We start from the raw sequence: 14,862 nt of genomic DNA on the forward strand, positions 1-14,862 counted from the left end.
GGGTGGCGGGGGGGATTTCAACCGTAGGGGTTTAAGGCGGACGAGTGGTGTTTATCGGTCTGACACATTTTTTAAGCGCACCCCAAAACCAAATGTGGGAGCGGGCTTGCCTGCGATGGTGGTGTGCCAGTCACTGAAAATATTGACTGTGATACCGCCATCGCCGGCAAGCCAGCTCCCACATGGGCCCTACTGTGTTCTCAGATTCAGCGGCTCTGGCGTTGTTGTAACAACAGGTTGCTAAACCCGGCGCCGGCCAGTTGTTTCTGTGCGACGGTCAGCTGTTCGCGGTTGCTGAACGGCCCTACCAGGACGCGATACCAGGTCGCGTCCTTGACCGTGCCGGACTCCACCGTCACCGTCTGGCCGAGCAGGATGATCTGCGCACGCACACGATCCGCATCCGCCTGTTTCGGGAACGAGCCCGCCTGCAGGAAGAATTTGGTCACCGGCGCCGCCTTGGTCTCTGCAACCGGCGGGGCTGGTGGTGGGGTGATCCCGGCCAGCGCCGCCTGGGCCCGTGCGGTGTCGATTTTCGCCGCTTCCGCAGGCGTTACCGGGGTGGTCGGCACTTGCGGCGTCGGCAGGGTTTTCTCCGGCACGGCGTCGGGCGGCACGATCACTTCCGATTCCGGCAGCAGCGTGTAGAAGTCGTACTTCGGCTTCACCGGTGCAGTCGGGCTCGGCGCAGTCTTGTTGGCTTCGGCGATTTTGGTGGCCTTCTGCTGCTCCTGCTTGACGCGTTTGACGTCATCGCCCTTGCCCGGCTCCAGCTTCATCAGAATCACCACAAACGCGCCGACCGCCAGGCCGATGGCCATCCACAACCAGCCTGGAATAGGCTTCTTCGCCGGTGCCTGGTAGCGGCTCGCGCCGCGCTTGGGTGCAGGTTTTTTCTTGGCAGCCAACTTACATACGCTCCAGGGTTTCCAGGCCTAACAGTTCCAGGCCTTGCTTGAGGGTCCGTCCAGCCAGTGCGGCGAGGCGCAGGCGACTTTGCTTCTGGGCTTCGTCGTCGGCGGTGAGGATGGGGCAATTCTCGTAGAAGCTGGAGAACAGACCGGCGACTTCGTACAGGTAGGTGCAGAGGATATGCGGCGTGCCTTTCTCGCCGACGCTGTTCAGCACTTCGCCGAATTGCGCCAGTTTCGCGGCCAATTCCTGCTCATGCGGGGCCTGGAGCACGATCTGGCCTTCGACTTCGCTGAAGTCCTTGCCGAGCTTGCGGAACACCCCGGCTACGCGGGTGTAGGCGTACAGCAGGTACGGCGCGGTGTTGCCTTCGAAGTTAAGCATCAGTTCGAAGTTGAAGCTGTAGTCGCTGGTGCGGTGCTTGGACAGGTCGGCGTATTTCACCGCGCCAATCCCCACCACGCGGGCGATGTTGCGCAGGTCGGCCTCGGCCAGCTCCGGGTTCTTTTCCTTCACCAGGTTGTAGGCACGCTCCTGGGCTTCGGTCAGCAGGTCGATCAGCTTCACGGTGCCGCCGTCGCGGGTCTTGAACGGGCGGCCATCGGCGCCGTTCATGGTGCCGAACCCCATGTGTTCCATGTGCATCGGGTGGGTGACAAACCCTGCGCGCCGCGCCACTTCGAACACCTGCTGGAAGTGCAGGGCCTGGCGCTGGTCGACGAAATACAGCGCCCGGTCGGCTTTCAGCACGCCGCTGCGGTAGCGCACGGCCGCCAGGTCCGTGGTGGCGTAGAGGTAGCCGCCGTCGGCCTTGACGATGATTACCGGCAGCGGCTCGCCGTCGGCAGTCTTGAACTCTTCGAGGAACACGCACTGGGCGCCGTTGCTTTCGACCAGCAGGCCCTTGGCCTTGAGGTCGTTGACCACGTTGATCAGGTCATCGTTGTAGGCGCTTTCGCCCATCACGTCGGCCGGGGTCAACTTGACGTTGAGCAGCTCGTAGATTTCCTGGCAGTGCGACAGCGAGATCTCCCGGAAGCGACCCCACAGCTCCAGGCATTCCTTGTCACCGGCTTGCAGCTTGACCACCAGGCCACGGGCGCGGTCGGCGAATTCTTCGGATTCGTCGAAACGCTTCTTGGCGGCGCGGTAGAAGTTCTCCAGGTCTGCCAGCTCGTTGCTGGTGATCGGGTTTTCCTGCAGATACGCCATCAACATGCCGAACTGGGTGCCCCAGTCGCCCACGTGGTTCTGGCGGATCACGGTGTCGCCGAGGAACTCCAGTACGCGTGCCACGCCGTCGCCGATGATGGTCGAACGCAGGTGGCCGACGTGCATTTCCTTGGCCAGGTTGGGCGCCGACAGGTCAATCGCCACGCGCTCGAGCGGGCCGGCCTTGCGCACGCCGATTTTTGCGTCAGCCAGGGCCGCGTCCAGGCGGGACGCCAGGGCCTGGGTGTTCTGGAAGAAGTTGATAAAGCCCGGGCCGGCGATTTCGGCCTTGGTGACCTGTGGGTCGGCGGGCAGGGCGGCGATGATTTTTTCCGCCAGGTCGCGCGGTTTCATGCCCGCAGGCTTGGCGAGCATCATCGCGATGTTGCTGGCGAAGTCGCCGTGGGTCTTGTCGCGGGTGTTTTCCACCTGGATCGCCGGCGTCAGGCCTTCAGGCAACACACCTTCGTTGACGAGTTGGGTGAGGGCTTGTTGGATCAGCTGGCGAATGGTGTCTTTCATGGTGTTCTCTTTCGACCGCAAGCGGCGGCGCGCGATGCGCAGGTGGAAAAACTGGGCATTATCCGTGGCGAGGGCGGGCTTGCCAACCGTTCAGGTTCTTCGGCAGACCTGCGGGCCTCATCGCGGGCAAGCCCGCTGCCACATTTAAGGGTATTCACATTTCAAAACGTGGGAGCCGGCTTGCCTGGGATAGCGATTTTGAAATCAGTACAAATCTACCGGGTCTACGTCCAACGACCATCGCACTTGCCGGCCACTGGGCATTTGCTCCAGGGCAAGCAACCAGCTACTTAATAGCCGATGCAGCGGTGCACGGGAGGTTGCCTGCAAGAGTAGCTGAGCACGATAGCGTCCGGCGCGGCGCTCCATGGGCGCGGGCACCGGGCCGAGCAATTCGATGCCGGTCAGACCCAGTTCGACGAGCAAACGTTCGGCTGCGCTGCAGGCTTCATCCAGGAAACCTTCGGCCTGCCCGGGTTTATGCGCTTCGGCGCGCAGCAGCGCCAAATGGGCAAAGGGTGGCAGTCCGGCGGAACGGCGCTCGCTCAGCGCCTGCTCGGCGAAGGCAAAGTAGCCTTGTTCTGTCAGTTGGATCAGCAGCGGATGGTCGGCCAAATGCGTCTGGATAATCACTTTGCCCGGCTCTTCGGCGCGTCCGGCGCGGCCCGCGACCTGCACGATCAACTGCGCCATGCGCTCGCTGGCGCGGAAGTCCCCGGAGAACAGGCCACCATCGGCATCCAGGATCGACACCAGGGTCACCCGTGGAAAATGATGCCCTTTGGCGAGCATCTGCGTGCCCACCAGAATGCATGGCTGGCCTTTCTGAATGGTGGCAAACAGCTGATTCATCGCATCTTTGCGCGAGGTGCTGTCGCGGTCGACCCGCAGCACCGGGTAGTCGGGGAACAGAATGCCCAGGCGTTCCTCGGCGCGCTCGGTGCCTGCGCCCACCGGCCGCAGGTCGACCTTGCCGCACTGCGGGCAGTGGCGCGGCACGCGTTCCACATGGCCGCAGTGATGGCAGCGCAATTCGCCGTAGCGCTGGTGCACGGTCATGCGCGCATCGCAGCGCTCGCACTCCGACATCCAGCCGCAGTCATGGCACAGCAGGGTCGGCGCAAAGCCACGGCGATTGAGAAACACCAATACCTGCTGCCCGGCGGCGAGGGTCTGGCCGATGGCTTGCTGCATGGGCCCGGAGATGCCGCTGTCGAGTGGACGACTCTTGACGTCCAGGCGCAGGAAGCGTGGCTGTTTGGCGCCCCCCGCGCGTTCATTCAAGCGTAGGAGTCCGTACCGGCCGGTGTAGGCGTTATGCAGGCTTTCCAGGGACGGCGTGGCCGAGCCCAGCACAATCGGGATGTCTTCCTGGCGCGCGCGCACCAGCGCCAGGTCGCGGGCGTGATAACGCAGGCCTTCCTGCTGTTTATAGGAGCCGTCGTGCTCCTCGTCGATGATGATCAGCCCGGGGTTCTTCATCGGCGTGAACAGCGCCGAACGCGTGCCGATAATAATGTCGGCCTCGCCATCGCGCGCCGCCAGCCACGACTCCAGGCGCTCCCGGTCGTTGACCGCCGAGTGCACCAGGGCAATGCGCGCATTGAAGCGCTGCTCGAAGCGCGCCAGGGTTTGCGGGCCCAGGTTGATCTCCGGGATCAACACCAGCGCCTGTTTGCCGGCCTGCAGGGTTTCACGGATCAGTTGCAGATAGACTTCGGTCTTGCCGCTGCCGGTGACGCCAGCCAGCAGGAACGCGTGGAAACTGTCGAAGCCTGCGCGAATGGCTTCGTACGCGGCGCGTTGTTCGGTGTTCAGCGGTAGCTCGGGCTGGGCCAGCCAGTGTTCGTGGCGCGGGTCCGGGGCATGCTTGCGGATTTCCACCTGCACCAGGCCCTTGGCCAACAGCAGGTCGAGGCTGTCCTTGCTCAGCATCAGCTTGCTCAACAGCTGATGCGCGACGCCGTGAGGATGTTGCGCCAGGGTGGCCAGGGCTTCACGCTGGCGCGGCGCGCGGGCGATGCGCGGGTCGTCGAGGCGCGCACCGGGCACCATCGACCAGAAGCGTTCCTGGCGCGCTTCGGCCAACTCGCCCTGGCGCAACAGCACCGGCAGTGCCCAGCTCAAGGTATCGCCGAGGCTGTGCTGGTAATACTGGGCGGTCCACAGGCACAGCTTGAACAGCTCCGGCGGCAGCGGTGGCGTGGCATCAAGGATCGCCAGGGCCGGCTTGAGCTTTTCGGCCGGCACCTCGCTGTGGTCGGCGACTTCCACCAGGATGCCGATCATCTCCCGCCGCCCGAATGGCACACGCACACGCATGCCCGGCTGCAACTGCGCCCGCAGCACGCCGGCCGGGGCCCGGTAGTCGAACAGGCGGCGCAGGGGCGAGGGCAGGGCTAGGCGCAAAATGGCGTCGGGCACGCGAGGGGTCTCATCTATAAAGGCAGGCGGTGGCGCAGGGGCGGGAGCCTAGCAGACCTGCGGTAGAGGTGTCCCGTCTCTGGTACAGGAGGCAGCACTTCTGTGGGCGCCGGGCGGGTTATGGTGGGCAGGCTTGCCCTGTGGTGTGCCGCAAGTTTTCTGATGAAAGGGGCTTTTATGTGTGTAAACGAGCGGAGGCGCCGCTTGCGTGATTAAAAAGGTCTGGTAGAATCCGCGGCCTAATTACGTGCGGTATTCGACAATAGTGTCGAGTGGCGGCACGCTAGCCCGAGGAAGTCACCATGAAAGCCGATATCCATCCAGCGTACGAAACCATCGAAGTCACCTGCAGCTGCGGCAACAAGTTCGAAACTCGTTCGAACCTGTGCAAGCCACTGGGTACTGACGTATGCAACGAGTGCCACCCGTTCTACACCGGTAAGCAGAAAACTCTGGACACCGGCGGCCGTGTACAGCGCTTCGCAGATCGCTTTGGTGCTTTCGGCAAGAAGCCTGCTGCTACTCCAGCAGAGTAAGGCTCAAAAGCCTTATGGGCTTTTGCCAGCTGTTGAAAAAGGCGTCCCTTGTGGGCGCCTTTTTTGTGCCTGGGATTTGGCTCTCGGCCGCGCAGGCCGAGGCGTTCTGCCCGGCACCGACGTCCCTGGCCCGTGTGGAAGTGCAGCGCGTGGTGGATGGCGACACGGTGCGCCTCAAGGATGGCCGCAGCGTGCGGCTGATTGGTATCAATGCGCCGGAGACCGGCAAGAAGGGCCGTGCGGACGAACCCTACGCCGTCGCCGCCCGTCAGCGTCTACAGGCGCTGGTCCAGGCCAGCGATGGGCGTGTCGGCCTGGTGGTGGGGCGCGAGCCTAAAGATCATTACGGGCGCACCCTGGCCCATCTCTATGGTGCCGACGGCAAGAACCTTGAGGCCCAACTGTTGGCCGAAGGGCTGGGCTTCCAAGTGGGTGTGGCGCCGAATGTTGACCTCGTCAGCTGTCAGCAGGCCGCTGAAAACACGGCCCGCAAGGCGCGGCTCGGTCTTTGGCGGCAATCGCCGGTGCAGGCCGTCACGCAACTCAAGCGTTCCGGGTTTGCCGTGGTCAGTGGCCGGGTCAACAAGGTCGAGCGTAATCGGGGCGGCGTCTGGATTGAGCTGCAGGGTTCACTGGTATTACGCATCGCCCCGGCTCTGGTCAGCCAATTCGACAGTGTCCTGCTCGATGGTCTGCAAGGGCGCACTGTTGAGGCGCGTGGTTGGGTGCAGGATCGTTCGCGACGCGGCGGCCTGAAAAGCGGCCAGGCACGTTGGCTGCTGCCACTGACCGATCCCGGGATGCTTAAATCGACGTTTTAAGAAAAAATTGTAGACATTTTTTAAGTCGATTGTGAACAGTTGAGCCCTTGTATCCCGCGGCTCTTGGCCGAAAGTCTTAGTGCAGGGCCCTTGACACCTGTGACTGCCCAGTCTTGTAGGGACTTTGCGACACGCGTATCCTCGGCGGTCCGTCGACCAACAGTAAAAGCGGAATGCCGATATGTCTGATTTGAAAACTGCCGCTCTCGAATATCATGCCCATCCTCGTCCAGGAAAGCTGAGTGTAGAGCTCACCAAAGCCACTGCCACCGCCCGCGACCTGTCGCTGGCCTACAGCCCTGGCGTTGCCGAGCCCGTACGTGAAATCGCCCGCGACCCTGAACTGGCGTACAAGTACACCGGCAAAGGCAACCTGGTTGCAGTGATTTCCGATGGCACCGCGATCCTGGGCCTGGGTAACCTCGGCCCATTGGCTTCCAAGCCAGTCATGGAAGGTAAAGGCGTGCTGTTCAAGCGCTTCGCCGGCATCGACGTTTTCGACATCGAAGTCGACTCCGAAAGCCCGCAGGCCTTCATCGACACCGTCAAGCGCATTTCCATCACCTTCGGTGGCATCAACCTGGAAGACATCAAGGCACCTGAGTGCTTCGAGATCGAAAAGGCCCTGATCGAGCAGTGCGACATTCCGGTATTCCACGATGACCAGCACGGCACCGCGATCGTTACCGCGGCCGGCATGATCAACGCCCTGGAAATCGCTGGCAAAACCCTGGCTGACGCCAAGATCGTCTGCCTGGGCGCTGGCGCTGCGGCCATCTCCTGCATGAAGTTGCTGGTGAGCATGGGCGCCAAGCTGGAAAACATCTTCATGGTCGACAGCAAGGGCGTGGTCCAGTCCGAGCGTACCGACCTGAACCAGTACAAGGCGATGTTTGCCCACGCCACCGAGAAGCGCACCCTGGCTGACGCCCTCGACGGTGCCGACGTGTTCGTCGGCCTGTCTGGTCCGAACCTGCTGAGCGCCGAAGGCCTGAAGTCCATGGCGGCCAACCCGATCGTGTTCGCCTGCTCCAACCCTGATCCAGAAATCTCTCCGGAGCTGGCGCACGCCACCCGCAGCGACGTGATCATGGCGACCGGCCGTTCGGACTACCCGAACCAGGTCAACAACGTCCTGGGCTTCCCGTTCATCTTCCGTGGTGCCCTGGACGTTCGCGCCAAGCGCATCAATGAAGAAATGAAAGTCGCCGCCGCCAACGCCCTGCGTGAACTGGCCAAGCTGCCGGTCCCTCAGGAAGTGTGCGACGCCTACGGTGGCATCAAGCTGGAATTCGGCCGTGAGTACATCATTCCGAAACCAATGGATAAGCGCCTGATCACCCTGATCTCCGATGCCGTGGCCAAGGCCGCGATCGAGACCGGTGTGGCTACCCTGCCGTATCCGAAGCACTACCCGCTGCAAAGCGTGGATGATGTGTTCAACGGCTAAGCCGTTGTAGCGCACAACAAAAAGCCCCGGCTCGCGAGAGTCGGGGCTTTTTGTTGGCTGGCAATTAGCTTGAGCCTTGCGGTGAGCTAAAGGTGGGAGCGGGCTTGCTCGCGAAGGCGGTGTGTCAGTCGGCCCATCTGAGCCTGACACTCCGCCTTCGCGAGCAAGCCCGCTCCCACATTGGATCTGTGCTCAGCCACAGATCCGATTAGAACAAGTCGATCGGCGCCGCCTCATCCGCTGGCAGCGGGCTGCCCGGCGCAACGCCATTGCCCAGCTCGTTGACCGACGGCGGGGTGTCTTCGCTCTTGAACAGTTCGAAGTACGCATTCGGCGTGCTTGGCGAGGCCGCGCGGCCACTGACCGGATCGATCCGCAGGCTGAGGATGCCTTCCGGCTCGGGTTGGGTATGCAGCGGCTTGTCCTTCAGGGCGGCGCCCATGTAGCTCATCCAGATCGGCAGCGCGACGGTGCCGCCGAACTCGCGACGGCCGAGGCTTTCCGGCTGGTCGTAGCCGGTCCACACGGTGGTCACGTAGTCGGCGTTGTAGCCGGAGAACCAGGCGTCCTTGGAATCGTTGGTGGTACCGGTCTTGCCCGCGATATCCGCCCGGCCCAGGGCCAGGGCGCGACGGCCGGTGCCTTTCTTGATCACGTCTTCCAGGATGCTGTTGAGGATATAGGTGGTACGGCCATCCACCACGCGCTCGGCCACGGCAGGTGCCTGCGGCTCGGTCGGGGCCGTGGCATTTGCCGCAGGCTGTGTACCTGGGGTCGGCTCGATGGTGATACCGCCGTTGCCCGGGGCCGCCACGCCATCGGTGGCCGCCACGCCGTTGACCACGTCACCCGGCACGCGTGGCGGGTTGGCAGTGAACAGGTTGTCGCCATTGCGGCTTTCGATCTTGTCGATCAGGTACGGCGTGATCTTGTAGCCGCCGTTGGCAAAGGTGCTCCAGCCGGTGGCGATCTCCATCGGCGTGAGGGTCGCGGTGCCCAGGGCCAGCGACAGGTTCGGCGGCAGGTCCGACTTGTTGAAGCCAAAGCGGGTGATGTAGTCGATGGTCTTGCCCACGCCCATCGCTTGCAGCAGTCGGATCGACACCAGGTTGCGCGACTTGTACAGCGCCTCGCGGATGCGGATCGGGCCGAGGAAGGTGTTGGTGTCGTTTTTCGGGCGCCAGACCTTGTCCAGGTACTCGTCGACAAACACGATCGGTGCATCGTTGACCAGGCTGGCGGCGGTATAACCGTTATCCAGTGCGGCGCTGTAGATGAACGGCTTGAAGCTCGACCCTGGTTGACGCTTGGCCTGGGTGGCGCGGTTGTAGTTGCTCTGCTCGAAGGCGAAGCCACCGACCAGCGCGCGGATTGCACCGTTCTGTGGGTCCAGCGATACCAGCGCGCCCTGGGCCAGCGGCACCTGGCTGAATTTGAGGCTGTCGTCCTTCTGGCGCTGCACGCGGATCAGGTCACCGACTTGCGCGACGTCCGACGGCTGCTTGGGCATCGGGCCCATGCTGTTGGTGTTCAGGAACGGGCGTGCCCATTTCATGCTGTCCCACGCCACATGCGCTTCGCCGGTGCGGGTCAGGACCTGCAAGCCATCTTTCTTCACCTGGGTGACGATGGCGGGCTCCAGGCCACTGATCGGGCGTTGCTTGCCCAGCTCGGTGGTCCAGGCGCTCAGGGTCTTGCCCGGCAGGCGCGATTCCGGGCCACGGTAGCCGTGGCGCTGGTCGTAGGTGACCAGGCCGGAATGCACCGACGTGTTGGCGATTTCCTGCAGGTCGCTCGGCACGGTGGTGGTCACGCGGAAACCTTCGGTGTAGGCCTCGCTGCCGTAGCGGCCGACCATCTCGGCGCGCGCCATTTCGGCGATATACGGCGCGTTCACTTCTGGCGTCGGTACGTGATAACTGGCGTTCAGCGGCTCGGCCACGGCGCTTTCGTAAGCGGCCTGGTCGATCTTGCCCAGCTTGTACATGCGCCCCAGGATCCAGTCGCGACGCTCCTTGCTGCGCGCCGGGTTGGCCAGCGGGTTGAAGCGCGACGGGGCCTTGGGCAGGCCGGCGATCATCGCCATCTGCGCCAGGCTGGCGTCACGGATCGACTTGCCGTAGTACACCTGCGAAGCCGCCTCGATCCCGTAGGCACGGTTGCCCAGATAGATTTTGTTGACGTACAGCTCGAGGATTTCATCCTTGGTCAGCTGGCGTTCGATCTGCAGCGCCAGGAGGATCTCGGTGGCTTTACGCGAAAAGCTGCGCTCGCTGGTGAGGAAGAAGTTCTTCGCCACCTGCATGGTGATGGTGCTGCCGCCGGATTGAATGTGTCCGCTTTTTACCAATTGTGTGGCTGCGCGCACCAGGCTGCTGGGGTCGACGCCATAGTGGTTGGCAAAATTATCGTCTTCGGCCGACAACAAGGCGCTGATGAAATTGGGTGGAATGTCGGCAAAACGGATCGGTGTGCGGCGCATTTCGCCGAACTCCGCGATCAGTTTTTCATCGCTGCTGTAGACCCGCAAAGGAATCTGCAACTGGATACTTCTCAGGGCCTCTACGGAGGGCAAACCCGGACTAAGGTAGAGATAGGCCCCGCTGAGCACGAGCAGCAGCCCGCAGACGATCGCGACAATGGAGTACCCGAAAAACTTCAGCAGACGAATCAAGGCTTTTGGATTTCCAGAGAAAAGAATGAGTTAGGCGTCGGGGCATGCATGGCAAACGATGGATCAACCCGAGCTGCAGATAAAAAGCGGGAAAAAACGCTGGGCATTAAAGCATTTTTCGGCTTCGGACGTCATTCGCACAGGTTCAACAAATCGACCGAATGCATGGCGCCCGACGGCAATCAGGCGGTATGACAGGCAAAGCTTTAGGGAGTTTTATGCGAAAGGGATTTTTCAGGCGAAAAACCGACACCCTCCTGGGCGTCGATATCAATGACACGGCCATCAGCCTGGTCGAATTGAGTCATTCAACCGGCGGTTACACCATTCAAGGCTACGCCACCCAGGCGCTGCCGGCGCATGCGGTGGTGGACGGTACCTTGCTGGATCTCGAGGGGATCGGGCGTGCCCTGCAGGCTGCATTGGCACGGCTGCAAACCTCGGCGCGCGGGGCTGCCGTGGCGGTGTCCGGGCCCTCGGTGATCACGCGGGTGATCGAAATGGAAGCAGGCCTCAGCGACGACGAGATGACATGGATGATCCAGATGGAGGCGGACCAGTACATCCCGTACCCATTGGATGACGTGAGCATCGACTTTCAGGTGCAAGGGCAAGTGTCCCAGGACCCGGCGCGGGTGCAGGTGCTGCTGGCTGCGTGCCTGAAGGCGCAGGTGGATGCACGCGAGGCGGTTTTGGCGCTGGCCGGGCTGGTGCCGAAGGTGGTGGACGTCGAAGCGTTTGCATTGGCGCGCGCTTGCAGTCAGGATTTCGCCAGCTTCACGCCGGGCCATCGAGTCGATGGTGCACAATGGGCCTTGGATGCCCAAGGGATGGGAATTGCTTGCGGGTTGGCCCTGAGGAGTTTCGCTTGATGACACGAATCAATCTTTTGCCTTGGCGGCAGGCGCTGGCAGAGCGGCGACGCAAGTACTTCCTCGCGTGTTTGCTGGCGTTCGCCTGTGTGGCGCTCGCAGCCGTATGGCTGGCGGACCAGGTGATCGACCAGGCGATTGACCGGCAAGTGACGCGCAATGACCACCTCGGCAAGGAAGTCGGCGTGCTCGATTCGCGTATCAAGACCATCGACGACCTGCAGGAGCAAAGCCAGCAACTGGCGGAGCGCATGAAGGTCGTACAGGACCTGCACGACTCCCGCTCATCCGGCGCCCAACTGCTGGACCAGTTGGCCCGCGCAGTGCCTGAAGGGGTACACCTGCATGAAGTCGTGGCGAAGGGCGACACGCTGAGCATCAGCGGCAGTGCTGAATCGAGCCAGGACATCGCCCAGTTGATGCGCCGCCTGGAGGCGTCTGAAGGCGCCCACGCCACGCGGCTGCAGCATGTACGCACCGAAGGCATGCGCGGCAACAATGAATTCCAGCTGATGGTGCGCCAGGGAGAGTCCACCGAGGCTCAACCATGAGCCTGCCCAGGCTCGATATTTCTGCACTCACTCACAACGCTGCAAAATGGCCCCTACCTGGCAAGGCCCTGCTGGGCTGTGCGCTGGTGGGCGTGGTGCTGGTGATGGGTGAGTGGATGTACCTCGGCCCGTCGCGGGAGCGGTTGCAGCAGCTGGAGCGCGAGGACGTCGCTTTGCAGCAGCAGCTTGCGCAAAAAAGCACCTTGTCGGCCAGCCTCGAGGCACGGGTCCATGAGCTTGCACTCAGGCAGGCGAAGTTCGACGAGCTGTTGCAGGCGCTGCCCGCCGAATCGCAGATGCCCGCTTTGCTGGAAGACACCGCTCGGTTGGCGCTGGCCAATGGTTTGCTGATCGAAAGCATCGCCCCGCTGGATGAGCAACCACGGTCTTTGCACGGCGAGCAGCCGGTGCAGATCGGCGTGACGGGCGCTTACCACGACCTGGCCACGTTCGTGAGTGCCTTGGGCGGCCTGGCACGACTCACCACGGTGCACGATGTCGCCCTGCGCCGTGATGGCAAGCTGCTGCGCCTGGACCTGCTGGCCCGGACCTATTGGCATGCGCAGCAGGGGCGTGGCATAGCCGTTCAGGCCCAGCCGTTTGTCTACGATGCTTTTGGCCTGCGCGACCCGTTCCAGCCGCTTGCCGTCCAGGTCGATCATGTGCGTGGCCGCGCGGCCCATGCGCCGGACCTCAGCCGGGCGCGAGGCATCCTCGAAAGCCTGGCGGTGGATCAGCTCGAAATGGTCGGCACCTTGTCTCGCGGGCTGCAGACCTATGCCTTGCTGCGTGCCGCCTCCACGGTGCATCGCCTCGCGGTCGGGGATTACCTGGGGCCGGACCACGGCCGGGTGACGGCCATCCATGAGGGGCATATAGAACTGGTGGAATTGTTCCCCGATGAACAGGGCGCATGGCTGGAGCGTCCGCGAACCCTCGCGTTAAACGTCAACTCATAACGGAATAAACCAATGAAAAGGACTTTCTCGTCCTTCGGTGTGGCGCTATGGATAGCGTTCACGGCACCGATGGCTGCTGCTGTGCCCAATCGTGTGGATCTGATCCAGCTGCCGCCCCCCGGCAGCGCGGCATCGAACACCTATACCGGCGACAAGCTGAACCTCAACTTCCAGAACATCGAGCTGCGCGCCGTGCTGCAGCAAATCGCCGATGTCGCGGGCCTCAACCTGGTGGCCAGCGACGACGTGCAGGGCTCGATCACCCTGCGCCTCAAGGATGTGCCGTGGGATCAGGCGCTCGACCTGGTGCTGCAGGCCAAGGGCCTGGATAAGCGGCTGAAAGCCGGTGTATTACTGGTGGCGCCTGCCGAGGAACTGGCTGCCCGCGAACTGTTGACGCTGGAGTCGCGCAAACAGATGGCCGAGCTGGCGCCCTTGCGCCGCGAGCTGCTGCAGGTCAATTACGCCAAGGCCGCGGACCTGGCCAAGCTGTTCCAGTCGGTGGCTGGCCTTGAAGGCAGCACCGATGAGCGCGGCTCGGTGGCGGTGGACGACCGCACCAATAACATCATCGCCTACCAGACCCGCGAGCGTTTGGACGAGCTGCGGCGAATCGTGGCGCAGCTGGATATCCCGGTGCGCCAGGTGATGATCGAGGCGAGGATTGTCGAGGCCAATGTCGATTACGACAAAAGCCTGGGCGTGCGCTGGGGAGGTGGACTCAGTCGCGGTGGTTGGGGCGCTGGCGGCATTCAGAAACCTTTGCCCGACGGCGTGGAACCTGTGGAAAACCCGGCCAGCGCGCCGTTTGTCGATATGGGCTCGCTGGCCGGGACCTCCGGCCTGGGCATCGCCTTCATCACCGATAATTTGCTGCTGGACCTTGAGCTGACCGCCATGGAGAAAACCGGTAACGGGGAAATTGTCTCGCAACCCAAAGTGGTCACCTCTGACAAGGAAACCGCGCGCATCCTCAAGGGCACCGAGATTCCCTACCAGGAATCCAGCTCCAGCGGTGCCACGTCGGTGTCGTTCAAGGAGGCTTCGCTGTCGCTGGAAGTCACCCCGCAGATCACCCCGGACGGCTGGGTGATCATGGAGGTCAAGGTCACGAAGGATGAGCCCGACTACCTGAACAAGCTCAATGACGTGCCGCCGATCAAGAAAAACGAGGTCAACGCCAAGGTGCTGGTCAAGGATGGGGAGACCATCGTGATTGGCGGGGTTTTCTCCAATACCCAAAGCAAAGTGGTAGATAAAGTGCCATTTTTGGGCGATGTGCCGTATCTTGGCCGCCTTTTCCGGCGCGATGTGCTGGCGGAGAAAAAATCCGAGCTGCTGGTATTCCTGACTCCGCGTATTATGAATAACCAGGCGATTGCTGTGAGTCGTTGATTCTGTGCGAAATTTGATTCTTGTAGGACCGATGGGGGCTGGAAAAAGCACCATCGGCCGTTTGCTGGCCAAAGAGCTGCGCCTGCCATTCAAAGATTCCGACAAGGAAATTGAATTGCGCACGGGTGCCAATATCCCATGGATCTTCGATAAGGAAGGCGAACTGGGCTTTCGCGACCGCGAGCAGGCGATGATTGCCGAGCTGTGCGGCTGCGATGGCGTGGTATTGGCGACCGGCGGTGGCGCGGTAATGCGCGAGGAAAACCGCCGGGCGCTGCATGCCGGCGGTCGCGTGGTCTATCTGCATGCGTCGGTGGAACAACAAGTGGGCCGTACCGCCCGCGATCGCAATCGCCCGTTGTTGCGCACCGCCGACCCGGCCAAGACCCTGCGGGATCTGCTGACGCTGCGCGACCCGCTGTATCGGGAGATCGCCGATCTGGTGGTGGAAACCGATGAGCGGCCACCGCGGATGGTGGTGCTCGACATTCTTGAGCGCCTGCAACGGCTGCCACCCCGTTAAAGCCAGGCTCG

General features: G+C 62.5%; 11 protein-coding genes and 1 pseudogene. 8 read left to right on the forward strand and 4 right to left on the reverse strand.

What is annotated here, in order from left to right; translation table 11 throughout:
- Nucleotides 1-206: 206 nt before the first annotated feature.
- The 3 genes from AC07SI_RS07120 to AC07SI_RS07130 form a co-directional block, all read right to left on the reverse strand.
- Entirely contained in the window at nt 207-908 is a 702-nt protein-coding gene (locus AC07SI_RS07120) for an SPOR domain-containing protein (protein WP_065899905.1), read from the reverse strand.
- A 1-nt stretch (nt 909) separates the two neighbouring features.
- Nucleotides 910-2,646 (reverse strand): arginine--tRNA ligase, encoded by a 1,737-nt coding sequence (gene argS, locus AC07SI_RS07125; RefSeq protein ID WP_495005433.1) that lies wholly within the window; start codon nt 2,644-2,646, stop codon nt 910-912.
- Between the two features lie 204 nt (nt 2,647-2,850).
- Nucleotides 2,851-5,070, reverse strand: coding sequence for a primosomal protein N' (locus AC07SI_RS07130; protein ID WP_065899909.1), 2,220 nt, complete (start codon nt 5,068-5,070; stop codon nt 2,851-2,853).
- Nucleotides 5,071-5,372: 302 nt separating this feature from the next.
- On the opposite strand from AC07SI_RS07130, the gene rpmE reads away from it, so the two are divergent.
- The 3 genes from rpmE to AC07SI_RS07145 all read left to right on the forward strand — a co-directional run bounded on the left by rpmE (nt 5,373) and on the right by AC07SI_RS07145 (nt 7,877).
- On the forward strand, nt 5,373-5,606 hold the full coding sequence (rpmE, locus tag AC07SI_RS07135) for a 50S ribosomal protein L31 (protein WP_005784030.1): 234 nt from the start codon (nt 5,373-5,375) through the stop codon (nt 5,604-5,606).
- Nucleotides 5,607-5,620: 14 nt separating this feature from the next.
- Nucleotides 5,621-6,427 carry a thermonuclease family protein gene (locus AC07SI_RS07140; protein WP_495005434.1) on the forward strand — a complete coding sequence of 269 codons (807 nt, stop codon included), beginning with the start codon at nt 5,621-5,623 and terminating at the stop codon, nt 6,425-6,427.
- Between the two features lie 181 nt (nt 6,428-6,608).
- Nucleotides 6,609-7,877 (forward strand): malic enzyme-like NAD(P)-binding protein, encoded by a 1,269-nt coding sequence (locus AC07SI_RS07145; RefSeq protein WP_065899913.1) that lies wholly within the window; start codon nt 6,609-6,611, stop codon nt 7,875-7,877.
- A 208-nt stretch (nt 7,878-8,085) separates the two neighbouring features.
- On the opposite strand, the gene AC07SI_RS07150 is transcribed toward AC07SI_RS07145, so the two are convergent.
- Nucleotides 8,086-10,548, reverse strand: coding sequence for a penicillin-binding protein 1A (locus tag AC07SI_RS07150; protein WP_495005499.1), 2,463 nt, complete (start codon nt 10,546-10,548; stop codon nt 8,086-8,088).
- A 221-nt stretch (nt 10,549-10,769) separates the two neighbouring features.
- Between AC07SI_RS07150 and pilM the strand changes: the two genes are divergently transcribed.
- The 5 genes and pseudogenes from pilM (at nt 10,770) to aroK (ending at nt 14,851) form a co-directional block, all read left to right on the forward strand.
- The gene (gene pilM / locus AC07SI_RS07155) at nt 10,770-11,423 is read left to right on the forward strand and encodes a type IV pilus biogenesis protein PilM (RefSeq protein WP_495005435.1); all 654 of its coding nucleotides are present in this window, start codon (nt 10,770-10,772) and stop codon (nt 11,421-11,423) included.
- Entirely contained in the window at nt 11,423-11,974 is a 552-nt protein-coding gene (locus tag AC07SI_RS07160; RefSeq protein ID WP_065899935.1) for a PilN domain-containing protein, read from the forward strand. Before pilM ends, AC07SI_RS07160 begins: the two co-directional genes overlap by 1 nt.
- Nucleotides 11,971-12,933, forward strand: a complete 963-nt coding sequence (locus tag AC07SI_RS07165) for a pilus assembly protein PilP (RefSeq protein WP_495005436.1) — start codon at nt 11,971-11,973, stop codon at nt 12,931-12,933. The genes AC07SI_RS07160 and AC07SI_RS07165 overlap by 4 nt, the downstream gene beginning before the upstream one ends.
- Before the next feature lie 141 nt (nt 12,934-13,074).
- Nucleotides 13,075-14,328: pseudogene (locus AC07SI_RS07170) on the forward strand (type IV pilus secretin PilQ); the annotation flags it as partial.
- Nucleotides 14,329-14,332: 4 nt separating this feature from the next.
- Nucleotides 14,333-14,851, forward strand: coding sequence for a shikimate kinase AroK (gene aroK / locus AC07SI_RS07175; RefSeq protein WP_065899941.1), 519 nt, complete (start codon nt 14,333-14,335; stop codon nt 14,849-14,851).
- Nucleotides 14,852-14,862 lie beyond the last annotated feature (11 nt).

Source organism: Pseudomonas sp. GW821-FHT05D12, from assembly GCF_059419825.1.